At 65.2% G+C, this 25,124-nt stretch carries 19 protein-coding genes; 14 read left to right on the top strand and 5 right to left on the bottom strand.

The features are described from left to right. Positions 1-94: 94 nt before the first annotated feature. A complete protein-coding gene (lysA, locus tag F464_RS0103150) occupies positions 95-1,357 on the bottom strand; it encodes a diaminopimelate decarboxylase (protein WP_018988321.1) in 1,263 nt (420 codons plus the stop codon). Then, positions 1,354-1,524 carry an LPS translocon maturation chaperone LptM gene (gene lptM, locus F464_RS30800; RefSeq protein ID WP_157353558.1) on the bottom strand — a complete coding sequence of 57 codons (171 nt, stop codon included), beginning with the start codon at positions 1,522-1,524 and terminating at the stop codon, positions 1,354-1,356. Before lptM ends, lysA begins: the two co-directional genes overlap by 4 nt. Positions 1,525-1,570: 46 nt before the next feature. On the opposite strand from lptM, the gene cyaY reads away from it, so the two are divergent. Continuing rightward, entirely contained in the window at positions 1,571-1,894 is a 324-nt protein-coding gene (gene cyaY / locus F464_RS0103145) for an iron donor protein CyaY (RefSeq protein ID WP_018988320.1), read from the top strand. A 23-nt stretch (positions 1,895-1,917) separates the two neighbouring features. Here the strand turns inward: cyaY and F464_RS0103140 are convergent, their stop codons facing one another. Beyond that, positions 1,918-4,278, bottom strand: coding sequence for a penicillin-binding protein 1A (locus F464_RS0103140; RefSeq protein WP_026295701.1), 2,361 nt, complete (start codon positions 4,276-4,278; stop codon positions 1,918-1,920). A gap of 169 nt (positions 4,279-4,447) precedes the next feature. On the opposite strand from F464_RS0103140, the gene F464_RS0103135 reads away from it, so the two are divergent. From F464_RS0103135 to F464_RS0103090, 10 genes are all read left to right on the top strand, one after another. Continuing rightward, positions 4,448-5,521, top strand: a complete 1,074-nt coding sequence (locus F464_RS0103135; protein ID WP_040394388.1) for a pilus assembly protein PilM — start codon at positions 4,448-4,450, stop codon at positions 5,519-5,521. Then, the gene (locus F464_RS0103130) at positions 5,518-6,090 is read left to right on the top strand and encodes a PilN domain-containing protein (RefSeq protein ID WP_018988317.1); all 573 of its coding nucleotides are present in this window, start codon (positions 5,518-5,520) and stop codon (positions 6,088-6,090) included. Before F464_RS0103135 ends, F464_RS0103130 begins: the two co-directional genes overlap by 4 nt. Continuing rightward, entirely contained in the window at positions 6,087-6,755 is a 669-nt protein-coding gene (locus F464_RS0103125) for a type IV pilus inner membrane component PilO (RefSeq protein WP_018988316.1), read from the top strand. Before F464_RS0103130 ends, F464_RS0103125 begins: the two co-directional genes overlap by 4 nt. A 7-nt stretch (positions 6,756-6,762) precedes the next feature. Continuing rightward, positions 6,763-7,278 carry a pilus assembly protein PilP gene (locus tag F464_RS0103120; protein WP_018988315.1) on the top strand — a complete coding sequence of 172 codons (516 nt, stop codon included), beginning with the start codon at positions 6,763-6,765 and terminating at the stop codon, positions 7,276-7,278. Next, positions 7,275-9,446: a type IV pilus secretin family protein gene (gene pilQ / locus F464_RS0103115; protein ID WP_018988314.1), complete on the top strand. Its 2,172-nt coding sequence runs from the start codon at positions 7,275-7,277 to the stop codon at positions 9,444-9,446. Before F464_RS0103120 ends, pilQ begins: the two co-directional genes overlap by 4 nt. 67 nt (positions 9,447-9,513) lie before the next feature. Beyond that, complete coding sequence (locus tag F464_RS0103110; protein WP_026295699.1) at positions 9,514-10,026, top strand: shikimate kinase; 513 nt, start codon at positions 9,514-9,516, stop codon at positions 10,024-10,026. 1 nt (position 10,027) lies between these two features. After that, complete coding sequence (aroB, locus tag F464_RS0103105; protein WP_018988312.1) at positions 10,028-11,110, top strand: 3-dehydroquinate synthase; 1,083 nt, start codon at positions 10,028-10,030, stop codon at positions 11,108-11,110. After that, positions 11,107-12,231 (top strand): deoxyguanosinetriphosphate triphosphohydrolase, encoded by a 1,125-nt coding sequence (locus tag F464_RS0103100; RefSeq protein ID WP_018988311.1) that lies wholly within the window; start codon positions 11,107-11,109, stop codon positions 12,229-12,231. Before aroB ends, F464_RS0103100 begins: the two co-directional genes overlap by 4 nt. A gap of 251 nt (positions 12,232-12,482) precedes the next feature. Beyond that, complete coding sequence (locus F464_RS0103095) at positions 12,483-17,156, top strand: glutamate synthase-related protein (RefSeq protein ID WP_018988310.1); 4,674 nt, start codon at positions 12,483-12,485, stop codon at positions 17,154-17,156. Positions 17,157-17,158: 2 nt separating this feature from the next. Next, positions 17,159-18,622 (top strand): glutamate synthase subunit beta, encoded by a 1,464-nt coding sequence (locus F464_RS0103090; protein ID WP_018988309.1) that lies wholly within the window; start codon positions 17,159-17,161, stop codon positions 18,620-18,622. Positions 18,623-18,692: 70 nt separating this feature from the next. Here the strand turns inward: F464_RS0103090 and F464_RS0103085 are convergent, their stop codons facing one another. Beyond that, a complete protein-coding gene (locus F464_RS0103085; RefSeq protein WP_018988308.1) occupies positions 18,693-19,877 on the bottom strand; it encodes an acetate/propionate family kinase in 1,185 nt (394 codons plus the stop codon). After that, the gene (locus F464_RS0103080) at positions 19,874-21,286 is read right to left on the bottom strand and encodes a bifunctional enoyl-CoA hydratase/phosphate acetyltransferase (RefSeq protein WP_018988307.1); all 1,413 of its coding nucleotides are present in this window, start codon (positions 21,284-21,286) and stop codon (positions 19,874-19,876) included. The genes F464_RS0103085 and F464_RS0103080 overlap by 4 nt, the downstream gene beginning before the upstream one ends. Before the next feature lie 195 nt (positions 21,287-21,481). On the opposite strand from F464_RS0103080, the gene glmU reads away from it, so the two are divergent. The 3 genes from glmU to F464_RS31495 form a co-directional block, all read left to right on the top strand. Continuing rightward, positions 21,482-22,840, top strand: coding sequence for a bifunctional UDP-N-acetylglucosamine diphosphorylase/glucosamine-1-phosphate N-acetyltransferase GlmU (glmU, locus tag F464_RS0103075; protein ID WP_018988306.1), 1,359 nt, complete (start codon positions 21,482-21,484; stop codon positions 22,838-22,840). Positions 22,841-22,856: 16 nt separating this feature from the next. Then, entirely contained in the window at positions 22,857-24,683 is a 1,827-nt protein-coding gene (gene glmS / locus F464_RS0103070; RefSeq protein WP_018988305.1) for a glutamine--fructose-6-phosphate transaminase (isomerizing), read from the top strand. A 289-nt stretch (positions 24,684-24,972) separates the two neighbouring features. Further along, positions 24,973-25,124: phage integrase N-terminal SAM-like domain-containing protein (locus tag F464_RS31495; RefSeq protein WP_040394422.1), on the top strand; the 152-nt coding region annotated here is incomplete at its 3' end.

Here is a 25,124-nt window from a genome sequence, read left to right as displayed (position 1 = left end):
GCGCAGAGCCCGAGACATATCACACGGATAGGCGAGGGCGCGAGCACCGCGCAACGCCGCCGCCGGCCTGCGCAGCAGATTTATTCACCCATTCTCAGGTCAACGGCGACTCAAGCGCATATAGCGACTCGACAGTCTCGCGCCTGCGGATCAGGTGTACGCGGTCGCCATCGACCATGACCTCGGCGACGCGCGGACGGGTGTTGTAGTTCGAACTCATCGCCATGCCGTAGGCCCCTGCCGACAGCAGCGCCACCAGGTCGCCGGTCTCGACGGCCAGCTCGCGGTCATGCGCGAGAAAATCGCCGCTCTCGCAGATCGGGCCGACGATTTCGTAATTCCTGGCCGCTCCGGCACGCGGCTGCACCGCCACGACCTCATGGTAGGCGTCGTACAGGGCCGGGCGCGCCAGGTCGTTCATTGCCGCATCGACGATCGCGAAGTTCTTCTCCTCGCCCGGCTTCAGGTACTCGATGCGCGTCAGCAGCAGGCCCGCGTTGCCGACCAGCGAGCGGCCCGGCTCGAAGCACAGCTCCTCCTTGCGCCCTTCGAACAGCCGCAACAGCGGCGCAAGGTATTCCTCGACCGTCGGCGGCTGCTCGTCACGGTAGCGGATGCCGAGTCCCCCGCCGAGATCGATGTGATCCAGCATGATGCCCTCGGCGGCGAGCCGGTCCACCAGCGCGAGCAGTTTGCCTGCGGCTTCCCCGATGGGCGCCGGGTCGAGCAGCTGCGAGCCGATGTGGCACGCCACGCCGCTCACGCGCAGGTTAGGCAGGCTCGCCGCGCGGCGGTACAGGTCCGCCGCCGCATCGATGGCGACGCCGAACTTGTTGCTCTTCAGTCCGGTCGAGATGTAGGGATGGGTCTTGGGATCGACGTCCGGATTCACGCGGAACGCGATCGGCGCGACCTTGCCGAGTTCGCCCGCGACCGCGTTCAGGCGGTCGATCTCCGCTTCCGATTCGACGTTGAAGCAGCGGATGCCCGCCTGCAGCGCCTGGCGCATCTCGTCGCGGCTCTTGCCGACACCCGAGAACACCACCTTGCCGGCATCGCCGCCGGCGGCCAGCACCCGCGCCAGCTCGCCGCCCGACACGATATCGAAGCCCGCGCCCAGTTGCGCGAACACCGACAGCACGCCGAGGTTCGAATTCGCCTTCACTGCGTAGCACACCAGCCCGTGGCGGCCGGCCAGCGCCTCGCGGTAGGCCGAAAAGGCCTCGGTCAGCGCGCGGCGCGAATAGACGTACACCGGCGTGCCATGCTGCGTGGCGATGGCGGCTAGCGCCACGCCTTCGAGCTGAAGGCCGTCGCGGCCCTCGGTCAGGGTCGGAATCGGAAATCGGGAGGTCATCGGGAATCGTCGGTAGCTTTGGGGGCTTTGCTATGATCGACGCCGGCGGCCGGAGCCGCCTTGGCCGGTGCGGGCGGAACCTGGGGCAGATAGAGCGCCCCCTTGATCCCGCAACCGCTCAGGGCAAGGGCGCAGCACAGTGCGGCAGCGGTCGGAATGGCTCGCATGGTGTCGTCGGTCGAAAAAACGGAAATGCTAACAGAAGGAGCGAACATGGAAGAATCGGCGTTCAACGCGCTGGCCGAAGCGGAGCTCGTCCGGATCGAGGCCGCGCTCGAAGCCTGCGGTGCCGAACTGGACATCGAAACCATGCCCGGCGGCGTGCTCGAGATCGAGTTCGAGAACCGCAGCAAGATGGTCATCAACCGCCACTCGGCTGCCCGCGAGATCTGGGTCGCGGCAAAATCCGGCGGCTTCCATTTCCGCTACGACGCCGGACGCTGGGTCGCCACGCGCGGCGGAGCCGAACTGTACGCGATGCTGTCCGAGCTGGTCAGCCAGCAGTCCGGCGGCTCTGTCGAAGTGACCGCCGGCTGATAGCTCGCGCTTCCGTTGGGCCCTTACGGCCGCCGGATCGGCGTCGGCACGCGCTCGACCACCGGTGCGGCGGGGCCCGCCGCAGGTCGGGTCTGTGGCAGCGCCTCGTCGGGCGCTTCGGAGGGCGGGGGTAGATTCGCGACGCCGGCAGGAATCACGATCGGCTCGGCCGGCAGGTTCTCCGCGTAGATATACTCCTCGCGTCCCGAACCGGTATTCACCGCCAGCAGGCCGTCCGGACGCGGTTGGAATTTCTCGGGCAGGCCCTTCAGCGCCGTACGCATGAAATTGACCCACATCGGCAAGGCCGCCGAGCCGCCGGTCTCGCCCCGTCCCAGGTTGCGCGGCTGGTCGTGCCCCATCCAGCTCACCGCGACAAGGTCCGGATGGAAGCCTGCGAACCAGGCGTCCACGTAGTCGTTGGTCGTTCCCGTCTTGCCAGCGAGTTCGCCGCGCTTGAGGGTCAGTGCCCGCGTCGCGGTACCGCGCCGAATCACGTCCTGCATCATCGAGGTCATCAGCCAGGCGTTGCGCGGATCGATCACGCGCGGCGCGCTGTCTCCCGCGACCGGAGGATCGACCTTGGCGACGACATGCCCCTGTCCGTCGATCATCTCCTTCACGACATATGGCTCGATGCGGTAGCCGCCGTTCGCGAACACCGCGTAGCCGGTCGCCATCTGCCACGGCGTCACCATGCCCGCGCCGAGCGCCATCGTCAGGTAGGGCGGATGCTGGGCCGCGTCGAAGCCGAAGCGCGTGATGTAGTCCTGCGCGTACTCGGGCGTGATCGAGCGCAGCAGCCGGATCGAAATCATGTTCTTCGAGCGCGCCAGCCCCTCGCGCAGCGTCATCGGCCCGTCGTATTTGCCGTCGTAGTTCTTCGGCTCCCAGTCCTTGCTGCCCGTGATCCCCGCCGGGAAGAACAGCGGGGCGTCGTCCTCCACGCTGCTCGGCGAGAACCCGCGTTCCAGTGCCGCCGAATAAATGAAAGGCTTGAAGCTCGAGCCTGGCTGGCGCAGCGCCTGGGTCACGTGGTTGAACTTGCTGCGATTGAAGTCGAAGCCGCCGATCAGGGCGCGAACCGCGCCCGTGTTCGAGTCGATCGCCACCAGCGCCGCCTCCACGTCCGGCAGCTGTGCGATCTCCCAGCCCTTCTCGCCGAGATCGCGGATGCGCACGATCGCCCCGCGTCGCACGCGCCGCGCCTGCGGGGCGCGCTCGTTGAGCATCGGGGCGGCGAAAGTCAGTCCGGTGCCAGTGATCGTCAGCACTTCGCCGTGGCGATACACCCTCACCGATTTCGGTGTGGCCTCGAGGACAATCGCGGCGAGCAGCTCATCGTAGTCGGTCACGTCGGAGAGCAGTTCGTCGAGCCGTTCTTCGTCGCTGGCTTTCACGCCGCCGAGGTCGACGAAGCTCTCGGGGCCGCGGTAGCCGTGCCGCCGGTCGTAATCCATAACGCCCTGACGGACCGCCTTGTAGGCGGCCTGTTGCTCATCGCGCGTTACGGTCGTGATCACGCGGATGCCCGAATCGTATGCCTGGTCGCCAAATTGCTCGACGGCCAGCTGGCGCGCCATTTCCGCAACAAAGTCGCCGCGCAGCGGACTCGTTGCCGATCGTCCGTTGGCAAGCACGAGCGGTTCCGCGCGGGCCGTCTCGAAGGTTTTTTCATCGATGAAACCGGCTTCCACCATCCGACGCAACACGTAATGCTGGCGCAGGATCGCCCGGCGCTGGTTGGCGATCGGGTTGTAGGCGGACGGCGCTTTCGGCAGCCCCGCGAGCATGGCCGCCTCGGCGATGGTGATGTCCTTCAACGGTTTGTCGAAGTAAGCCCGCGCCGCAGCCGAAAAACCGTACGACCGCTGGCCGAGGTAAATCTGGTTGATGTAGAGCTCGAAGATCTGATCCTTGCTCAGGCTGCGCTCGATGCGCAATGCAAGGAGAATTTCGTAGAGCTTGCGGTTGAAAGTTTTTTCGCGTGTCAGGAAGAAATTGCGCGCGACCTGCATCGTGATCGTCGATGCGCCCTGGCCGCGCCCGCCCGACACGACGTTCGCGAGCGCGGCGCGTGCGATGCCGATCACGTCGATGCCCGGGTGTTCGTAGAAGCGCTCGTCCTCGGCCGCGAGGATCGCCTGCTTGAGAATCGCCGGGACTTCGTCCATCGTCACGACGACCCGCCGCTCCTCACCGAATTCCCCGAGTAAATATCCATCTGACGTGTATACTCGCAGCGGAATCTTGGGGCGGTAATCGGTCAGGACGTCCAGTGAAGGCAGGTTTGGCCATGCGAATGCAGAGACTGCTGCAATGGTTGCCGTGCCGAGGATGACAAGAGCGATGAGTGCCGCGAGGGGATAAAAGACCCAGCGCATCGGGAATCCAGAAAGGGAGGGCGGAGCGCAATTATACGGTTGCGCGCCCGGCGCCTCCAAAGCATCTGCCGCCGACTGTGTTTGCACTCGCAACACTTTGTTGCTAGCATCTCAGGAACTTATTCAGTTTCGGCGCCTAACATAAAGAAATTTAAGGATTTTCTTTGTGATGGACTTCTCCCTATTTCGCCCCAAGGCGCGCCAGCTGGTTGGCCTCGATATTTCATCTTCATCGGTGAAAATGGTCGAGCTATCAGAGGGCGAGAAGGGCGCGTACCGCATGGAGCGGTACGCCATCGAATCCCTGCCGCGTGACGCAGTCGTCGACGGCAACATCGCCAACCTCGAAGGTGTGAGCGACGCCGTGTTGCGTGCCGTGCGCCGCATGGGCGGTGGCATCAAGCAGGTCGCCGTCGCGCTTCCTGCTTCGGCGGTGATCACCAAGAAGATGATCCTGCCGGGCGGCCTGCGCGACCAGGAAATGGAAGTCCAGGTCGAATCCGAGGCCAGTCAGTACATTCCCTTTGCGCTGGACGAAGTCAATCTCGACTTCCAGGTGGTCGGCCCGTCGCCGGGCAGCCTTGAAGAGGTCGAGGTCCTGATCGCCGCATCGCGCAAGGAAAAGGTCGAGGATCGCGTTGCCGTTGTCGAATCCGCCGGCCTCAAGGCCGTCGTGATGGACGTCGAGTCCTTCGCCGCGGAAGCGGCGTTCGAACTTGTCGCCAGGCAACTCCCCGGCGGCGGCGGCGGCAAGATCGTCGCGGTGATCGACATCGGCGCGAACGTGATGAATGTCAGCGTCCTGCGCAACGGTCAGCAGCTCTACGCCCGCGAACAGGCGTTCGGAGGCATGCAGCTCACGCAGGAAATCGCGCGGCAGTACGGCATGAGCGTCGAGGATGCCGAGGCTGCGAAACGTACCGGCGGACTGCCCGAGGATTACGAGCGCGACCTGATGCGTCCCTTTATGGACAGTCTGGCTCTCGAGGTGTCGCGGGCACTCCAGTTCTTCTTTACCTCCACCCAGTACAACCAGGTCGACCACATCGTTCTTGCGGGCGGCTGCTCGGTGATGTCCGGCCTTTCCGACGTGGTTGCCGGCCGTACGCAAGTCCCGACCATAGTCGCGAATCCCTTTGTCGGGATGTCGATGTCGTCGCGTGTGCGACCCAAGAACCTGCTGGCCGATGCACCGTCCCTGATGGTTGCCTGCGGTCTGGCGCTCCGGAGATTCGATTCATGATTCGAATCAACCTGCTGCCCCATCGCGAACTCAAGCGCCGCGAGCGGCGCCAGCAATTCTATGTCGTGTCCGTCGCGATGGTCGTTGCCGGCCTGCTGGTCGCGCTGCTCGTGCATGCCGTCATCGCCGGCTACGTCGAGCATCAGGAGCGTCGCAACGATTTCCTCAAGTCCGAGATCATCAAGCTCGACTCGCAAATCGCTGAAATCAAGCGGCTGCGCGAGCAGATCGACGCCCTGCTGGCGCGCAAGCAGGTCATCGAGTCCCTGCAGACCACGCGGGCCAAGACCGTGAATGTCATGAACGAGTTCGCGCGCCGCGTGCCGGACGGCGTGTATCTGCGGTCCATCAAGCAGACCGGGCCGAAGATTGCCCTGCTTGGCTACTCGCAGTCCAATTCGCGCGTGTCGACTCTGATGCGAAGCCTCGACGAATCGCCCTTCCTTGCAAATCCGGGGTTGGTCGAGATCAAGGCAGCAACGGTGAATAAGCGGCGGGTCAGCGACTTTGCGCTCAACATCGGCACCGAAGGGCCCAAGGCCGAAGGCGATCAAGGGGCCAGGAAATGAATCTCGGCAAACTCCAAGGCGTCGATTTCGAGCGCATCTCGCAGGACTTCAAGGGGCTCGATCCCAACGACCCCGGTGCGTGGCCGCTGGCGCCGCGCATCGCGGTGTTCATCGCGTTGCTGGTAGCGGTTCTCGCTCTCGCATGGTGGTTCGACTGGCGTGACCAGGTGGCGCTCCTCGAGCAGCGTGAGGCTGAAGAAGTGCAACTGCGCAACGACTGGGTGACGAAGAAGAAGCTTGCCGTGAATCTGGATGCGTACACGCTCCAGCTCGAAGAGATCGACCGCCAGTTCGGCGCGCTGCTGAAGCAACTGCCGAATCGTGCGGAAATGGACTCGCTTCTCTCTGACATCAACCAGGCCGGCGTGGGTCGCGGATTGCAGTTCGAACTTTTCAAGCCAGGTCCTGAAGTGGTCAAGGACTTCTATGCCGAGATGCCGATCGACGTGCGCGTCGTCGGGGCATACAACGATCTTGGCGCGTTCGCCGAAGACGTTGCCCGCATGTCCCGGATCGTGACCCTGGACAACGTCGCACTCGAAACCCAGAAGGACGGCGGGCTCAAGCTCGAAGCGAAGGCGATCACCTATCGCTACCTCGACGAAGAGGAACTCGCGCAGAAGCGTCAGCAGGAGAAGGCCGCAAAGACAAAGGGAGGCAAGTGAGAAAGCCATGAAACGCCTTCTGATACTTGCAAGCGCCCTTGTTCTCACCGCCTGTGCTGGCGACCAGGAGGACATCCAGGGGTGGATGACCGAGCAGGAAAAGGGGATGACCGGGACGATCAAACCCTTGCCCGAGATGAAACCCGCTCCGGTCGTGAAATATGAAGCGGAAGGCGCTGCCGACCCCTTTGTTGTGAGCCGCATCGAGCCCGAAACGAAGACCTCCCGCGGCGGCGGCCCTGACCTCGATCGCAGGCGCGAGCCTCTCGAGTCCTATCCGCTCGAGTCCCTGCAACTTGTCGGTGTGATCACGCAGAACCGGAAGGTGCATGCGCTGGTACGCGCCGACCAGAACCTGCATCAGGTCAAGGTCGGCAACTACCTGGGCCAGAATTTCGGACTGGTGACGGCGATCTCGGAATCGGAAGTCACGCTGAAAGAACTGGTTGAAGACATGAACGGCGATTGGGTTGAGCGCATCAGCAAATTGCTGCTGCAGGAGCAGCAGGAGGCACGGAAATGAATAACAAACGCATGATTGCGCTGCTGTGTGCGGCGTTCACCCTGGTTGTTCCCGCGCCCGCCGTCTTCGCGCAAACGACGTCGCAAAGCCAGTCCGCGACTAACCGCATCGAAGACCTCGAGGTGTCCCAGCAGGGTGGTTCCGTCCTGCTCAAAATCACGCTCAAGGATCCTCTCGCTGCGCCTCCGGCGAGCTTCAGCGTTGCAAACCCCGCGCGGATCGCGTTCGATTTTCCCGGCACGGCCAACGGTCTGGGCCGCAGCGTGCAGGACATCGACCAGGGCGATCTGCGCAGCGCGAACATCGTCCAGGCCGGCGACCGCACGCGTGTCGTCCTGAATGTCGCCAAGGTGACACCCTTCGAATCGCGTATCGAGGGGCGCACCGTCATCATTTCTCTCGGTGCCGCGGCTCCGGCCGGTGCCACGACGACCCAGGTCTCGCAGGCGATGGCCAATTTCGCCGCGCCGAAACGTGATGCCGTTGCTGAGGGCAGCAGCATCCGCGACATCAATTTCCGCCGCGGCAAGGATGGCGAGGGGAGGGTGGTAGTGCAGCTCTCCAGCCCCGACGCAGGCATCGACATTCGTCAGCAGGGTGGCGGCTTGGTGGTCGAATTCCTGAAGACCTCCTTGCCCGAGCATCTGCGCCGCCGCTCGGATGTCACCGACTTCGCCACGCCGGTGACGTCGATGACCGCACAGCAGCAGGGCGACAATGTCCGCTTGCAGGTGACCCCCAATGGCAAGTGGGAGCACAACGCCTACCAGAGCGACAACCAGTTCGTGCTCGAGGTGCGTCGCGTCGTAGAGGATCCGAACAAGCTGGTCCAGGGGGCTGCCCGCGGGCAGTACAAAGGCGACAAGCTCTCGCTGAACTTCCAGAACATCGACGTCCGTTCGGTGCTGCAGGTCATTGCCGATTTCACCAACTTCAATATCATCACCAGCGACTCGGTGCAGGGCAACCTGACGCTGCGCCTCAAGGATGTGCCCTGGGACCAGGCGCTCGACATTATCCTGCAGGCCAAGGGCCTGGATATGCGCAAGTCGGGTAATGTCATCTGGATCGCTCCGGGCGAGGAACTCGCGACGCGCGAGAAGCTGCAGCTCGAAGCGAAGGCGCAGATCGGCGATCTTGAGCCGCTGCAGACGGAGAGCTTCCAGATCAATTACCACAAGTCGAAGGAAATCTTCGACTTCCTGAAGAGCAAGGACCAGACGATGCTGTCGAAACGCGGCAGCGTCGTCGTCGATGAACGGAGCAATCGGCTGTTCATCACCGACGTCGGGAGTCGCCTCGCGGCCCTTGCGAACCTGATCAAGGAAATCGATGTACCGCCTCGCCAGGTCATGATCGAAGCGCGGGTCGTCGAAGCGAACAAGGATTTCGCCCGCGATCTCGGCGTGCGTCTCGGTTATGGTGACCGAAAGGCGAAGAACCTCGGCCAGGGTGCAAAGATCGGTTTCGGTTCATCGGAATTCGGCAATTTCGATCCCTCGACCGGCGAACTCAGCACCGATCCCACCGCGCCGATCAACACGATCGTTCACCGCGTAGGCGAGAATGCGGTCAGTGGTAACGGCTTCCTGCCGAACAATCCGTTCGGTTCCCTGAACCTGACCCTCTTCAACCGCTCGCTGACGCGCTTCCTGAACCTGGAATTGGCCGCACTCGAGTCGGACGGCCGTGGTCGGGTCGTGTCGAGCCCGCGCATCCTCACGGCCAATCAGGTCGAGGCGACGATCAAGCAGGGCCAGGAAATTCCCTACGTCACGCCTTCGAGCGGCACGGAGCCGCCGACTGTCAGCTTCAAGGACGCAGTGCTGATGCTGAAGGTGCGGCCTAGCATCACGCCGGATGGGCGTGTTCAGCTGAAGGTCGAGGTGAGCAAGGACCGGGCCGACTTCTCGCGCAGCATTCTCGGCAACCCGCCGATCGACAAGAAGAGCGTGACCACCGAAGTGATGGTCGAGAACGGCGGCACCGTCGTGATCGGCGGCGTGTTCGAGGAAGAGGAAACCACTACCGTGAGCCGCGTGCCGCTCCTCGGCGAGATTCCCTACCTTGGCGCGCTGTTCCGTTCGACGAGTACGCAGTCGGCACGTCGCGAGCTGCTGGTCTTCCTGACCCCGCGGATCGTCTCGGACACCCTGACGCTCAAGTGATCGGCACGCGCGCAGGCTCGTTCGCCTGCTGTATAGTTGCTGGCATTACGTATCGGATGCAGGGTTGGTGTTAGTGATTCTGGTTGGCATGATGGGCGCCGGGAAGACCACGGTAGGTCGTGAGTATGCCCGGCGTCATCGCATGCGCTTCGTCGATTGCGATCACGAGATCGAGGCCCGTACGGGGGTCAAGGTCTCCACGATCTTCGAGATCGAAGGCGAGGAAGGTTTCAGGCGGCGCGAAACTCAGCTCGTCGACGAGCTGACGCGTGAATCCGACCTCGTGCTGGCGACCGGCGGCGGGGTCGTGCTCAATCCCGACAATCGCGCAATGATGTCGGAACGGGGTATTGTCGTGTACCTCAACGTGCCGACGCCGGTCCTGTGGGAGCGGACCCGGCACGACCGCAACCGTCCGTTGCTGCAGGTGCCGAATCCACGAGAGCGGATCGAGAATCTCTACCGCGAGCGCGATCCGCTGTACCGTTCAGTCGCGGACATCATCGTCGATGGTGGGCGAGGCAATCCGGGGGGGATGGTGCGCGTGATCGAGAAGGCCATCGGAAACTTCAAGAAGTGATATGCGCACCCTGAATGTGGCCCTCGGCGAACGCAGCTATCCGATCCATATCGGCCGCGGCCTGCTCGCCGATCCGGCGCTGATCCTTCCCTTTCTCAAGACGCCGCGCGTGGCGATCGTCACCAACGACGTCGTCGCTCCGCTGTACCTTGAAACACTGCAGGCTGCGCTGCGCGAGCACGGCGTGCGCGTACATGCCGTGATCCTGCCCGATGGCGAGGTGCACAAGGACTGGCCGACCCTCAACCTGATCTTCGACATGCTGCTGGCGGAGCGCTGCGAACGCTCGACGACCCTCCTGGCACTGGGCGGCGGAGTCATCGGCGACATGACCGGCTTTGCGGCTGCAACCTATCAGCGCGGAGTGCCGTTCGTCCAGATCCCCACGACGCTGTTGTCGCAGGTCGACTCGTCGGTGGGCGGAAAGACGGCGATCAATCACCCGCTCGGCAAGAACATGATCGGCGCGTTCTACCAGCCGAAACTGGTGCTGGCCGATACCGGAACGCTGGACACCCTGCCCGCGCGGGAACTTGCGGCCGGTCTGGCGGAAGTCATCAAGTACGGCCTGATCCGCGATCCGCAGTTCTTCGAGTGGCTGGAGTCGAATATCGAGCGCCTCGTCGCGCGCGAGCCTGAGGCGCTGGCCTTTGCGATAGAGCGTTCCTGCGCGAACAAGGCGGAAGTCGTTGCGGCCGACGAAACCGAGCAGGGCGAGCGCGCGCTCCTGAATCTCGGACACACCTTCGGGCATGCGATCGAAACCGGCATGGGCTATGGTGCGTGGCTGCACGGCGAGGCCGTTGCGGCGGGGACGATGATGGCGGCCGAGCTGTCGCATCGCCTCGGGTGGATAGGCGCCGATGACGTTGCGCGCATCGATGCTTTGCACCGGCGCGCCGGGCTGCCGGTGCATGGGCCGCAGCTTGGTGCCGCGCGCTATCTGGAACTGATGGCACACGACAAGAAGGTGGAGGCCGGGCGCTTGCGGCTGATCCTGCTGCGCGGCATCGGCAGGGCGGTCATCCACGCCGACGCGACGCAAGAGGCGGTCGCGGCAGCCATCGAAGCGCGCTGCGCATGATGGCGCTCGCCTCCTGGGCCGTAACGGAGGCAAATTCACGCGGGCGGGTGCATCCCGAGCCATCTCCGGGCATACGCAGCGAGTTCCAGCGCGACCGCGATCGCATCGTCCATTCGAACTCGTTCCGGCGGCTCGAATACAAGACGCAGGTCTTCGTGAATCACGAGGGCGACCTGTTCCGCACGCGCCTCACGCACAGCATCGAGGTGGCCCAGATCTCGCGCGGGGTGGCACGGGCGCTGCAGCTCAACGAGGATCTGGTCGAGGCGATCGCGCTCGCCCATGATCTGGGCCATACCCCGTTCGGGCACGCGGGTCAGGACGCCCTCAATGCCTGCATGAAGGCGTATGGCGGCTTCGAGCACAATCTGCAGTCCCTGCGAACCGTCGATCTGCTCGAGGAACACTACGCCGCCTTCGATGGCCTCAACCTGTGTTACGAGACGCGCGAGGGGATCCTGAAGCACTGTTCGCGCGAGCGTGCCAAGGAGCTCGGTGAGCTGGGGCAGCGCTTCCTGGACGGCCATCAGCCCTCGCTGGAGGCCCAGTTGACGAATCTGGCCGACGAGATCGCGTACAACAACCATGACGTCGATGACGGCCTGCGCTCGGGCCTGATCACGCTCGAGCAGCTCGACGACGTCGCCGTGTTCGCGGATGCCCGCCGCGACGCGGAGGTCCGCTGGCCCGGTCTGGGCGGACGCAGGCTGATCCATGAGACGATCCGGCGCATGATCAACGAGATGGCGCTCGATCTGATCGCCACGACGCGGACGAATACCGTCGGGGCAGGCGTGCAGTCGCTAGCGGATGTGCGCCATGCGGGGCGTCTGGTCGCGTATTCCGAGGAGCTCGCGCCGCGCCTGCGCGAGCTGAAGGCGTTCCTGCGCCAGAACCTCTACGCGCATTACCAGGTGCTGCGCATGACGGACAAGGCGCGACGTATCATCCAGGATCTGTTCGGCGCCTTCATGAGCGATCCGCGTCTTCTTCCGCCGCAATATCAAGTGCGTGCACGCGCCGACACGCCGCGCGCGATCGCCGACTACATCGCGGGAATGACGGACCGCTACGCCATGAAAGAGCATCGCCGGCTCTTCGCCGTCGGCGAAATTCATTGAGGCATCATAGGCTTACCGCGCCGCAAAAAAATCTTGAAACACGGGTTTCGCGGGGGTATATTCCCAAGTCCGCCTGAAAGGTAAGCAGTGGCCGTGCGCCGAGCACTGGCCGAACGGAGCCGGTGTGCGCGTGCACCCGGCTCTTTTTGACGCCTGCACAATTTTGGTGCGTTATTTGCATGCGGCGCTGCCGTCGCCCGATCAACGCCGGTTTTTTTGCCGGCAAACGTGTTGTGTCGAGGAAGAACGTGATGGATCTCCCCCAGAAGCAGGGTCTGTACGACCCGACCAATGAACATGACGCCTGTGGTGTGGGTTTCGTCGCCCATATCAAGGGCGTCAAGAGTCATGCAATCGTCAGCCAGGGGCTTGAGATTCTGAAGAATCTCGACCACCGGGGTGCCGTTGGCGCCGATGAGCTGCAGGGCGACGGGGCGGGGATCCTGATCCAGATTCCGGATGCGCTGTACCGCGAAGAGATGAGCCGGCAGGGCATCGACCTGCCGCCCGTCGGTGAATACGGTGTCGGCATGGTGTTCCTGCCGAAGGAGCAGGCTTCACGATTCGCGTGCGAGGAAGAGATCGGCCGCGCGGTGCGCGCCGAAGGCCAGGTCGTCCTCGGCTGGCGCGACGTGCCGGTGAACCGCGACATGCCGATGTCGCCGGCGGTGAAGGCCAAGGAGCCGGTCATGCGCCAGGTCTTTATCGGCCGTGGCCCGACCGTGACCGTGACCGACGCGCTCGAGCGCAAGCTGTACGTGATCCGTCGCCGCGCGGCGAACGCGATCAATGACTTGCAGCTCAAGCACGGCAAGGAATTCTACATGGTGTCGATGTCGGCGCGCACCGTGAACTACAAGGGCCTGCTGCTCGCCACCCAGGTCGGCGAGTACTACAGCGACCTCGCGGATCCGCGCACGGTGTCGGCCCTCGCGCTCGTGCACCAACGCTTCTCGACCAACACCTTCCCGAAGTGGGATCTGGCGCATCCGTTCCGCTACATCGCCCACAACGGCGAGATCAACACGCTGCGCGGCAACTACAATTGGATGCGCGCGCGCGAGAAGGGCACGCATTCGCCGCTGCTCGGCGCCGACCTCGAGAAGATCTGGCCGCTGATCTATCCCGGCCAGTCGGACTCGGCGTCGTTCGACAATGCGCTCGAACTGCTGGTGATGAGCGGCTACTCGCTCGCCCACGCGGTGATGATGATGATCCCCGAGGCGTGGGAGTCGCACACGCTGATGGACGAGAAGCGCCGCGCCTTCTACGAATACCATGCGGCGATGATGGAGCCGTGGGACGGCCCCGCCGCGGTCGCCTTCACGGACGGTTGCCAGATCGGCGCGACGCTCGACCGCAACGGTCTGCGTCCGGCGCGCTACCTCGTGACCGATGACGACTTCGTGGTCATGGCTTCGGAATCCGGCGTGCTGCCGATTCCAGACAGCAAGATCGTCAAGAAGTGGCGCTTGCAGCCGGGCAAGATGTTCATGATCGACCTGGAGCAGGGCCGCATCATCGACGACCGCGAACTCAAGGAGTCGCTCGCCCAGGCGAAGCCCTATCGTGAGTGGATCCGTCGCATCAACATCAAGTTCGACGACCTGCCGGTGCCGGAAGGCGTCGAGCTGGCGCAGCCCGGCGCTTCGCTGCTGGATCGCCAGCAGGCCTTCGGCTACACGCAGGAAGACATCAAGTTCATCCTCGAGCCGATGGGGAAGACCGGCGAGGAAGCGACCGGCTCGATGGGCAACGATTCGCCGCTGGCCGTGCTGTCGGCGAAGGAAAAGCCGCTCTACAACTACTTCCGTCAGCTCTTCGCGCAGGTGACGAACCCGCCGATCGACCCGATCCGCGAGCAGCTCGTGATGTCGCTGGTGTCCTTCATCGGCCCGCGTCCGAACCTGCTCGAGATCAACGAGATCAACCCCCCGTATCGCCTGGAAGTGACGCAGCCGGTGCTGGACTTCGACGACATGGCGAAGATCCGCAACATCGCGCGTTACGCCGACAGCCGCTTCCGCTCGGCCGAGCTGGATGCGTGCTATCCGGTTGCGTGGGGCAAGGAAGGCGTCGAGGCGCGTCTGGCGACGCTGTGCGCCGAAGCCGAGGATGCCGTGCTGCAGGGCTACAACATCCTGATCGTGTCGGATCGCAAGATCGACGCCGAGAAGGTTGCGATCCCCGCGCTGCTGGCGACCTCCGCCATCCATCAGCACCTCGTGGCCAAGGGCCTGCGCACGCGCGCCGGTCTGGTCGTGGAGACCGGTACCGCACGTGAAGTGCATCACTTTGCCGTGCTGGCCGGTTACGGCGCCGAAGCGGTCCATCCCTACGTCGCGATGGAGACGCTGCAGCAGATCGCAGGTGATGCGGAAGCCGGCGCGAAGGCGATCAAGCATTTCGTCAAGGCGGTGGGTAAGGGCCTGATGAAGGTCATGTCCAAGATGGGCATCTCGACCTACATGTCCTACACCGGCGCGCAGATCTTCGAGGCGGTCGGCCTGAAGCAGTCGCTGTGCGACCGCTATTTCACCGGCACCACCAGCCAGGTCGAAGGGATGGGCGTGTTCGAGGTGATGGAGGAAGCCATCCGCCTGCACCGCAAGGCCTTCAGCAATGACCCGGTGCTGGTCGACATGCTCGACGCCGGCGGCGACTACGCCTATCGCGTGCGCGGCGACGAGCACATGTGGACGCCGGAATCGATCGCCAAGCTGCAGCACGCGACGCGCACGGGCAAGGCCGACACCTACAAGGAATACGCGAAGCTGATCAACGACCAGAGCAAGCGCCACATGACGCTGCGCGGCCTGTTCGAGATCAAGCCCGCCGGTCCCCCGGTCGCGCTCGAGGAAGTCGAGTCGGCGAAGGAGATCGTCAAGCGCTTCGCGACCGGCGCGATGTCGCTCGGCTCGATCTCGACCGAGGCGCACACGACTCTGGCCGTGGCGATGAACCGCATCGGCGGCAAGTCGAACACCGGCGAGGGCGGCGAGGATCCGATGCGCTTCAAGCCGATCACGCAGGCGATGCGCCTGTCGCAGATCGTCGGCGAGAACCGCATCGCGCGCGATCTGGAGCTGAAGGCGGGCGACAGCCTGCGTTCGGCGATCAAGCAGGTTGCGTCGGGCCGCTTCGGCGTCACCGCGGAGTACCTGGTCAATGCCGACCAGATCCAGATCAAGATGGCGCAGGGCGCGAAGCCCGGCGAGGGCGGCCAGCTGCCCGGCCACAAGGTCAGCGAGTACATCGGCTTCCTGCGCCACTCGGTGCCGGGCGTCGGCCTGATCTCGCCGCCGCCGCACCATGACATCTACTCGATCGAGGACTTGGCGCAGCTGATCCACGACCTGAAGAACGCCCAGCCGGCGGCTTCGATCTCGGTCAAGCTGGTGTCGGAAATCGGCGTCGGGACGGTCGCCGCGGGCGTCGCGAAGGCCAAGGCGGATCACGTCGTGATCGCCGGCCACGACGGCGGCACCGGCGCTTCGCCCTGGTCGTCGATCAAGCACGCCGGCAGCCCGTGGGAGCTGGGCCTCGCCGAGACGCAGCAGACCCTGGTGCTCAACAGCCTGCGCAGCCGCATCCGCGTGCAGGTCGACGGCCAGATGAAGACCGGCCGCGACGTCGTGATCGGCGCGCTGCTCGGCGCGGACGAGTTCGGTTTCGCGACCGCGCCGCTGGTTGTCGAAGGCTGCATCATGATGCGCAAGTGCCACCTGAACACCTGCCCGGTCGGCGTCGCGACGCAGGACCCGGAACTCAGGAAGCGCTTCACCGGCCAGCCCGAGCACGTCGTGAACTACTTCTTCTTCGTCGCCGAGGAAGTGCGCGAGCTGATGGCGCAGATCGGCATCCGCAAGTTCGACGACCTGATCGGCCGTCCGGAACTGCTGGACATGAAGAAGGGCATCGAGCACTGGAAGGCGCGCGGCCTGGACTACAGCCGCATCTTCCATCGTCCGAAGGTCGCGGCGAGCGTCGCGAAGCGCCACGTCGAGACCCAGGAACACGGCCTCGAGAAGGCGCTCGACAACCAGCTCATCGAGCTTGCCAAGCCTGCGCTCGAGCGCGGCGAGGCGGTGCGTATCGACGTGCCGGTGCGCAACATCAACCGCACGGTCGGCGCGATGCTGTCCGGGCGCGTCGCCGAGAAGTACGGCCACGCCGGCCTGCCCGACGACACGATCCACGTGACCCTGACCGGTACCGCAGGCCAGAGCTTCGGTGCCTTCACGGCGCGTGGCGTGGTGCTGGAGCTGGTCGGCGAGGGCAACGACTACGTCGGCAAGGGCCTGTCGGGCGGCCGCGTGATCGTGCGTCCGCAGGCGTCGTTCCGCGGCGTCTCGACCGAGAACATCATCATCGGCAACACCGTGCTGTACGGCGCGATCGAGGGTGAGGCCTACTTCTCGGGCGTCGCCGGCGAGCGCTTCGCGGTGCGCAACTCGGGTGCCACGGCGGTCGTCGAGGGTGTGGGCGACCACGGCTGCGAGTACATGACGGGCGGCACGGTCGTCGTTCTGGGGCAGACCGGGCGCAACTTCGCGGCGGGCATGTCGGGCGGCGTCGCCTACGTGCTCGATGAGGATGGCACGTTCGAGCAGCGCTGCAACATGGCGCAGGTCGCGCTGGAGCCGGTGCCGGAAGAGATCGAGGCGCGCAAGGGTTCCGAGTCCGGCGACGACCTCGAGGCGCACGGCCGTGTCGACATCAACCACCTCGAGATGGGCGACGAGCTCATCCTGAAGGGGCTGGTCGAGCGCCACGCCCGCTACACGGGTAGCCCGCGTGCCCGCGAAATCATCGAAAACTGGACCGCCTGGCGTTGCAAGTTCGTCAAGGTGATGCCGCATGAATATCGTCGCGCGTTGGCCGAGATGGCCGCGCAGAAGCAGAAGCAACTGGAGGCCGCGTAAAAATGGGCAAGCCCACCGGATTTCTGGAGTATCAGCGTCTGTCGGAGGCCTACGAGCCGGTTGCCGAGCGCCTGAAGAAGTACAAGGAGTTCGTGCTGCGCCTCAGCGACGAGCAGGCGGCGGTGCAGGGCGCACGCTGCATGGATTGCGGCATCCCGTTCTGCAACAACGGCTGCCCCGTGAACAACATCATTCCGGACTGGAATGACCTGGTGTACCGCGGCCAGTGGAAGGAGGCGATCGAGGTTCTGCACTCGACCAACAACTTCCCCGAGTTCACCGGCCGCATCTGCCCTGCGCCGTGCGAGGCCGCGTGCACGCTGAACATCAATGCCGATGCGGTCGGCATCAAATCGATCGAGCACGCGATCATCGACAAGGCGTGGGAGGAGGGCTGGATCCAGCCGCGTCCCGCGGCGGCGAAGACCGGCAAGAAGGTCGCGGTCGTCGGGTCCGGCCCGGCGGGCCTCGCCGCCGCGCAGCAGCTCGCGCGCGCCGGCCACGACGTGACGGTGTTCGAGAAGAACAGCCGTATCGGCGGCCTGCTGCGTTACGGCATCCCCGACTTCAAGATGGAGAAGGGCCTGATCGACCGCCGCATGGCGCAGATGGAAGCCGAGGGCGTGCGTTTTAGCACCGGCATGATCGTCGGCGCCGATGCGACGGCGCCCGGCATCGCCAATGACGCCAAGGAGTTCGTCAGTGCCGAGGCGCTGCAGAAGGAGTTCGATGCGGTGATCCTCGCGGCGGGTTCCGAAGTTCCGCGCGACCTGCCGGTGCCGGGGCGCGAGCTCGCCGGCGTGCATTTCGCGCTGGAGTTCCTGATTCCGCAAAACAAGACGGTCGCGGGCGATGGCCCGAACCCGATCTCGGCCGAAGGCAAGCACGTCGTCGTGATCGGAGGCGGCGATACCGGTTCGGACTGTGTCGGTACCTCGAATCGCCACGGCGCGGCCAGCGTGACCCAGTTCGAGCTGATGCCGATGCCGCCCGAGCAGGAGAACAAGGCGCTGACCTGGCCGTACTGGCCGATCAAGCTGCGTACCTCCTCGTCGCACGAGGAAGGTTGCGCGCGCGATTTCGCCGTTGCGACGAAGGAGTTCTTCGGCAAGGACGGCAAGGTCACCGGCCTGAAGGCGGTGCGCCTCGAGTGGAAGGACGGCCGCATGTCGGAGATCGCAGGCTCGGAATTCGACGTGAAGGCCGATCTCGTCTTCTTCGCGATGGGCTTCACGAACCCGCTGGGCAAGCTGCTCGAGGCCTTCGGCGTCGAGAAGGATGCGCGCGGCAACGCCAAGGCGACGACCGATGGCGCCGGCTGCTATGCGACCAGCGCGGCGAAGGTATTCGCTGCCGGCGACGTGCGTCGTGGCCAGTCTCTGGTCGTGTGGGCGATCAGGGAAGGTCGTCAGTGCGCGCGCGAGGTCGATCAGTTCCTCATGGGCGAGACGGTCCTGCCGCGCTGACGCGGTCTTGCCGGACCGAATGAAAAAGGGCGACCCGCGGGTCGCCCTTTTTGCTGCGTCGCGCCGCCGCTCAGCGTGCGAGGCGCTCCAGCGTGTAGCGGGCGATCATGCCTTCCTCGTTGGTCGGCACGACGGCGATCGCCACGCGGCTGCCGGGGGCGTCGATGCGCAGGGCGTGTGCGTCGTTCGCTTCCGCATCGATCGCGACGCCCAGCCAGGCCGACAGTCCGGCGACCTTGGCGCGGACCGCCGCGGCATGCTCGCCGATGCCGCCGGTGAAGACGAGCGCATCCAGCCCGCCGGCCGCAGCCGCGAGCGAACCGATCTCGCGGGCGATGCGATAGCAGAAGAGATCGACCGCTTCGCGCGCCTCGCGGGCATCCGATGCGAGCAGGGTGCGCATGTCCTGACTGATGCCGGAGACGCCGAGGAGGCCCGACTCCTTGTACAGCAGGTTGGTCAGGGCCTTGGCGTCCATGCCCTTCTGTTCCATCAGGTAGAGCATCACGCCGGGGTCGAGGCTGCCGGTGCGGGTGCCCATCATCAGCCCTTCGACGGCGGTGAAGCCCATCGTCGTGGCGACGCTCTTGCCCTCGCGCAGCGCGCACATCGACGCGCCGTTGCCAAGGTGGGCGATCAGCACCGCACCGTTCGCGCGTTCGCCGATGACGTCGGGAAGCTTGCGCGCCACGTAGTCATAGGACAGTCCGTGGAAACCGTAGCGCTTCACGCCCTCGGCGCTGATCGCCCGCGGCAGGGCGAAGGCCTGGGCAAGCGGCGACTGGGTGCGGTGGAAGGCCGTGTCGAAGCAGCCGACCTGCGGAATCTCGGGGATGAGTGCCGCCACGGCGCGCACGGCGCGCAGGTTGTGCGGCTGGTGCAGCGGGGCGAGCGGGATGAAGCCTTCGAGGTCGCGCAGGACCGATTCGTTGAGCGCCACCGGCGCACTGTACAGTTCGCCGCCATGCACGATGCGGTGACCCGCGGCGATGATGTCGAGGTCGGGGTTGTGCGCGCTCAGCCAGCGGAAGAGGTGATTGAGCGCGTCGCGATGCTGTTCCGTCTGGCTGCCCGAGGTCAGCACCGGCTCGTGGTAGCGCGCGCCGTCGGCATCCTTTGCCGACAGCACCGGGGTTGCGCCGATGCCCTCGATCTGGCCGGACAGCGCCGGCGTCAGCGCGAGCGCCGGCTCGATCGCAAAGAGAGCGAACTTCAGGCTGCTCGACCCGGCGTTGATGACGAGTATGGCCTTCATGCGAGACGCGCCTCGCGCTTCTTGTGCGCCATCAGCTGCGCGATGGCGCACGATGCGGCGCGCGTTTCGGCGGTGTCGGCACGGCTCGTCAGCACGATGGGCACGCGCGCGCCGAGCACGACGCCGGCCATCAGCGCGTTGGCAAGGTATTCGAGCTGCTTGGCGACCATGTTGCCGGATTCGAGGTCGGGCACGACGAGGATGTCGGCGTTGCCCGCGACCAGCGAGCGGATGCCCTTGGTCTTGGCGGCGACGAGCGACACGGCGTTGTCGAAGGCGAGCGGGCCGTCGAGGAGGCCACCCTTGATCTGGCCGCGGTCGGCCATCTTGCACAGCGCGGCGGCGTCGATGGTCGAGCGGATCTTCGACGTGACGGTTTCCACGGCCGACAGGATCGCGACCTTGGGCTCGGGCAGGCCCATCATGTGGGCGAGGTCGATCACGTTCTGGATGATGTCGACCTTGTCTTCGAGCGTCGGCTCGATGTTGATCGCAGCGTCGGTGATCAGCAGCGGATGCGAGTAGGTCGGCACGTCGGCCATGAACACGTGGCTGATGCGGCGCGAAGTGCGCAGGCCGCCGGTCTTGGAGATGACCGCGCTCATCAGCTCGTCGGTGTGCAGCGAGCCCTTCATCAGCGCCTCGACCTGACCCTCGCGCGCCAGCGTGACGGCGGTTTCGGCCGCCTCGTGGCTGTGCGCGACGTCGACGATGCGCACGCCGTGCAGGTCGATGCCTTCCTGCTCGGCGACGGCGCGGATCTTCATCTCGGGGCCGACGAGCACCGGGATGACGAGGCCGGCCTGGGCCGCCTGGATCGGGCCGCGCAGCGATTCGGCGTCGCACGGGTGGGCGACGGCGATCGGGATCGGTGCTTTGCCGGCGGTGATCGACAGGAGGTGGCCGTAGCGCAGTTCGCGGTCCGAGATCGTCACTTCGGGCAGGTGAATGCGGGTACGCTTGATCTTCTCGGTGGGGGCCTGCACCTCGGCCACGCCGTCGATGACCTTGAGGCCGTCCTGGTTCAGGGCGACACAGTCGAAGACGATGTGATGGTTGTGCTCGAACTTCTCGCGGCAGGTGACGCTGATGGTCAGCGTGTCGCCGATCGTGATCGGACGGTGGAAGTTCAGACCCTGCGAGACGTACACCGTACCGGGGCCGGGAAACTCCGTGCCGAGGATGGTGGAGATCAGCGTGCTGCCCCACATGCTGTGGCCGACGACTTCGCGAAACTGGCTGGAACGCGCGAATTCGGGGTCCACGTGGGTCGGATTGACGTCGCCGGACATGACCGCGAAGAGGTGGATGTCATCCGGCCGCAGCGTGCGCACCAGCTGGGCGCGATCGCCCACCTGGATCTCGTCGAATACGCGGTTCTGGATGAATTGATTGGCGTCGTGATCCATGGTCAGTGTGTTCCGGTTGCAATGCAAAAACCGCATTTTAGTCGTCTTATCAGGGCTTTGCCTGCTGTGCTGTAAAATCGTGTGTGCACTGCGTCATTCCTGTGTGATCCGCGCGACAGGCGCCGCGGCTGCGCGCCGGGGGGCTTCGGCGCACATGCTAAAATCGCCGCCGGTTCCGATCGAAACGGGGTTTTCATGGAAGTCGTGATTCTTGCAGCCGGACAGGGCAAACGCATGCGGTCGGTGTTGCCCAAGGTGCTGCAGCCGATTGCCGGGCGGCCGATGCTGGCGCATGTGATCGGTGCCGCCCGGGCGCTGGATGCGTCGCGCATCTGCGTCGTGTATGGCCATGGCGGCGAGGTGGTGCGTGAGCGCATGCAGGACGCGGCGCTGCGCTGGGCGCGGCAGGAGCCGCAGCTGGGCACGGGGCACGCGGTGCAGCAGGCGCTGCCGGAGCTTTCCGACGGCGAGATGGCGCTGGTGCTGTACGGCGATGTTCCCCTGATCGGTGCGCCCACGCTGCGCCGTCTGCAGGCGGCGGCCGGCAGCGGCAAGCTCGCGCTGCTGACCGTGGAACTCGATAACCCCACCGGCTACGGCCGCATCCTGCGCGACGCGGGCGGCAAGGTCACGCGCATCGTCGAGGAGAAGGACGCCAGCGCCGAGCAGCGCCAAGTGCGCGAAGTCAATACCGGCATCCTCGTGGCGCCGGTCGCACGCCTGCGCGATTGGCTCGGGCGCATCGGCAACGACAATGCGCAGGGCGAGTATTACCTGACCGACATCATCGGACTGGCGGTTGCCGAGGGCGTCGAGATCGTCACCGTGCAGCCCGACGCGATGTGGGAAACGCTGGGCGTGAACAGCAAGCCGCAGCTCGCCGAACTGGAGCGCATCCACCAGCGCAACATCGCGCAGCAGCTGATGGACGCGGGCGTGACGGTGCTCGACCCGGCGCGCATCGACGTGCGCGGCGAACTCGAATGCGGCCGTGATGTCGAGATCGACGTCGGCTGCGTGTTCGAAGGCCGCGTCGAACTCGGCGACGACGTGCGCGTCGGCGCGAATTGCGTGATCCGCAACGCGCGCATCGGCGCGGGCACCCGGATCGCACCGTTCTCGCACATCGAGGATACGGTCATGGGGCGTGACTGCGTGATCGGCCCGTATGCGCGCACGCGCCCCGGCACCATGCTGGGCGACGACGTGCATCTGGGCAACTTCGTCGAGGTCAAGAACAGCGCGATCGCCGACCATTCGAAGGCCAACCACCTCGCCTATGTCGGCGATGCCGACGTCGGCCAGCGCGTCAATATCGGTGCCGGCACGATTACCTGCAACTATGATGGCGCGAACAAGTTTCGCACCATCATCGAAGACGACGTGTTCATCGGCTCGGACACCCAGCTCGTCGCGCCGGTGCGCGTCGGGCGCGGGGCAACGCTGGGTGCGGGCACGACCCTCACCAAGGACGCCCCGGCGGAGCAGCTCACCGTGTCGCGGTCCAGGCAGATCACCATCGCCGGCTGGAAGCGGCCGGTGAAGAAGAAGTAAGTCGGAGAAAAGCACCATGTGCGGCATCGTCACAGCCATCGCGACGAAGAACGTCGTTCCCGTCCTCCTCGAAGGGCTGCGCAAGCTCGAATACCGCGGCTACGACTCGGCCGGCCTGGCCGTGCTCAACGGCGGTCTGCAGCGCGTGCGTGCGGCCGGCCGCGTCGCCGAACTCGCGGCTCGTGCCGACGAGAAGAAACTCGACGCCGGCATCGGCATCGCACACACGCGCTGGGCGACGCACGGCGTGCCGTCCGAGCGCAACGCGCATCCGCACGTGTCGGCGGGGCTGGCCGTCGTGCATAACGGCATCATCGAGAACTTCGAGGCGATCAGGCAGCGCCTCACGGCCGAAGGCTACGAGTTCGTCTCGGAGACCGACACCGAGGCGATCGCCCACCTGATCCACAGCAAGCTCGCGGTGCAGCCGGACCTCTTCGAGGCCGTGCGCCTGGCAACCAACGAGCTCGTCGGCGCCTACGCGATCGGCGTCATCTGCGAAGCGGACCGTTCGCGCGCGATCGTGTCGCGCCACGGCGCGCCGCTGCTGCTGGGCGTGGGCGAGGACGGCATGTACGCCGCCTCCGACACGGCGGCGCTGCTGCAGGTCACGCGCAAGGTGATCTACCTCGAGGATGGCGACATCGCCGAGCTGCGCCTCGACGGCTACCGCATCGCGCGCCCCGACGGCACACCCGTCGAGCGCGCCATGCATGTGTCCAGCCTGTCCGCCGACGCTGTCGAACTGGGTCAGTACCGCCACTACATGCAGAAGGAGATCTTCGAGCAGCCGCAGGCGCTGGCGAACACGCTCGAGATCATCGCCGGCGGCGGCTCGGTGACGCCGCAGCTCTTCGGCACCCGCGCGCCGGAACTTCTCGGCGGCGTCGGGCGCGTGCTGGTGCTCGCGTGCGGCACGAGCTACCACGCCGGCCTCGTCGCGCGTTACTGGATCGAGGCGATCGCGAAGGTGCCGTGCAGCGTCGAGATCGCGAGCGAATACCGCTACCGCGAATCGGTCGCCAATCCAGACACTCTGGTGGTCGTGATCTCGCAATCGGGCGAGACCGCCGACACGCTCGCCGCGCTCAAGCACGCGAAGGCGCAGGGCATGGCGCGGACGCTGGCGATCTGCAACGTGCCCGAGTCGGCGATCGTGCGCGAGGCCGCGCTGCGCTTCATCACGCGCGCGGGCCCCGAGATCGGCGTAGCCTCCACCAAGGCCTTCACGACCCAACTCGCGGCGCTGGCGCTGCTCACGCTGTCGCTCGCCAAGCTCGCCGGTCGCCTGCCCGAAGCCGACGAGGCGCGCCACCTGACCGCGCTGCGCCACCTGCCGGTCGCGGTGCAGAAAGTGCTCGAACTCGAACCCGAGATCGAACGCTGGGCACAGCGCTTCGCAGGCAAGCAGCACGCGCTCTTCCTCGGCCGCGGCCAGCATTGGCCGATCGCGATGGAAGGGGCGCTGAAGCTCAAGGAAATCTCCTACATCCACGCCGAGGCCTATGCCGCCGGCGAACTCAAGCACGGCCCGCTCGCGCTGGTCGACAAGGAAATGCCGGTAATCGCGGTGGCCCCGGCCGACGAGCTGCTGGAAAAGCTCAAGTCCAACCTGCAGGAAGTGCGCGCACGCGGCGGCGAGCTGTACGTGTTCGCCGACGCCGGCAGCGAGATCCCGCAGTCCGAAGGCGTGCACATCCTGCACATGCCCGAGCACTACGGCATGCTGTCGCCAGTGCTGCACGTCGTGCCGCTGCAGTTGCTGTCGTACCATGCTGCGCTGGTGAAGGGCACGGACGTGGATAAGCCGCGGAACCTGGCGAAGTCGGTCACGGTGGAGTGAGGCGCGGCAGTTGGTCCTGACAATTAAAGTCGAAAAATCGCCATTAAAGTCGAAAACTGGATTGCCTCATGAAAACGCCCGGCTTGTCCGGGCGTTTTCACTTCTGAGTCTGAGGATTGTCTGATCGACGGTCGCGATCTACGCCAGCTTTTCGGCCAAGGACTAAACCGCTCTCGCGGTAGGGCGCGCTGAACCGCTTCGAACGGTCAGGACGTCGGGGGTGTGCATCGGCAGTGCTCTGCCATGTTGGAGATGAGGCGACCCGCCTCGTTTTCGACAGGAGCACGTCATGGAAACGACTACCCGCCCGATCAGCCCCCTACGCCAGCGCATGCTCGACGACATGCGGATGCGCAAGCTCCATCCCAAGACGCAGTCCGCGTACATCCGCGCGGTGTGCAACTTCGCCCGCTATCTGGGGCGCTCGCCGGATACCGCGAC

This window comes from Aromatoleum toluclasticum ATCC 700605, from assembly GCF_000378245.1.
In the GTDB taxonomy this organism is placed as follows: domain Bacteria; phylum Pseudomonadota; class Gammaproteobacteria; order Burkholderiales; family Rhodocyclaceae; genus Aromatoleum; species Aromatoleum toluclasticum.
The sequence above is the reverse complement of the archived record's forward strand: the minus strand, read 5'-3'. Positions and strand labels throughout refer to the sequence as shown.

Coding starts and splice junctions, on each gene's coding strand:
- lysA (WP_018988321.1), bottom strand. CDS start 1,357: ATGACCTCCCGATTTCCGATTCCGACCCTGACCGAGGGCCGCGACGGC.
- F464_RS0103085 (WP_018988308.1), bottom strand. CDS start 19,877: ATGAAGGCCATACTCGTCATCAACGCCGGGTCGAGCAGCCTGAAGTTC.
- cyaY (WP_018988320.1), top strand. CDS start 1,571: ATGGAAGAATCGGCGTTCAACGCGCTGGCCGAAGCGGAGCTCGTCCGG.
- lptM (WP_157353558.1), bottom strand. CDS start 1,524: ATGCGAGCCATTCCGACCGCTGCCGCACTGTGCTGCGCCCTTGCCCTG.
- F464_RS0103120 (WP_018988315.1), top strand. CDS start 6,763: ATGAAACGCCTTCTGATACTTGCAAGCGCCCTTGTTCTCACCGCCTGT.
- aroB (WP_018988312.1), top strand. CDS start 10,028: ATGCGCACCCTGAATGTGGCCCTCGGCGAACGCAGCTATCCGATCCAT.
- F464_RS0103100 (WP_018988311.1), top strand. CDS start 11,107: ATGATGGCGCTCGCCTCCTGGGCCGTAACGGAGGCAAATTCACGCGGG.
- pilQ (WP_018988314.1), top strand. CDS start 7,275: ATGAATAACAAACGCATGATTGCGCTGCTGTGTGCGGCGTTCACCCTG.
- F464_RS0103090 (WP_018988309.1), top strand. CDS start 17,159: ATGGGCAAGCCCACCGGATTTCTGGAGTATCAGCGTCTGTCGGAGGCC.
- glmU (WP_018988306.1), top strand. CDS start 21,482: ATGGAAGTCGTGATTCTTGCAGCCGGACAGGGCAAACGCATGCGGTCG.
- F464_RS0103080 (WP_018988307.1), bottom strand. CDS start 21,286: ATGGATCACGACGCCAATCAATTCATCCAGAACCGCGTATTCGACGAG.
- F464_RS0103135 (WP_040394388.1), top strand. CDS start 4,448: ATGGACTTCTCCCTATTTCGCCCCAAGGCGCGCCAGCTGGTTGGCCTC.
- F464_RS0103140 (WP_026295701.1), bottom strand. CDS start 4,278: ATGCGCTGGGTCTTTTATCCCCTCGCGGCACTCATCGCTCTTGTCATC.
- F464_RS0103125 (WP_018988316.1), top strand. CDS start 6,087: ATGAATCTCGGCAAACTCCAAGGCGTCGATTTCGAGCGCATCTCGCAG.
- F464_RS0103130 (WP_018988317.1), top strand. CDS start 5,518: ATGATTCGAATCAACCTGCTGCCCCATCGCGAACTCAAGCGCCGCGAG.
- glmS (WP_018988305.1), top strand. CDS start 22,857: ATGTGCGGCATCGTCACAGCCATCGCGACGAAGAACGTCGTTCCCGTC.
- F464_RS0103095 (WP_018988310.1), top strand. CDS start 12,483: ATGGATCTCCCCCAGAAGCAGGGTCTGTACGACCCGACCAATGAACAT.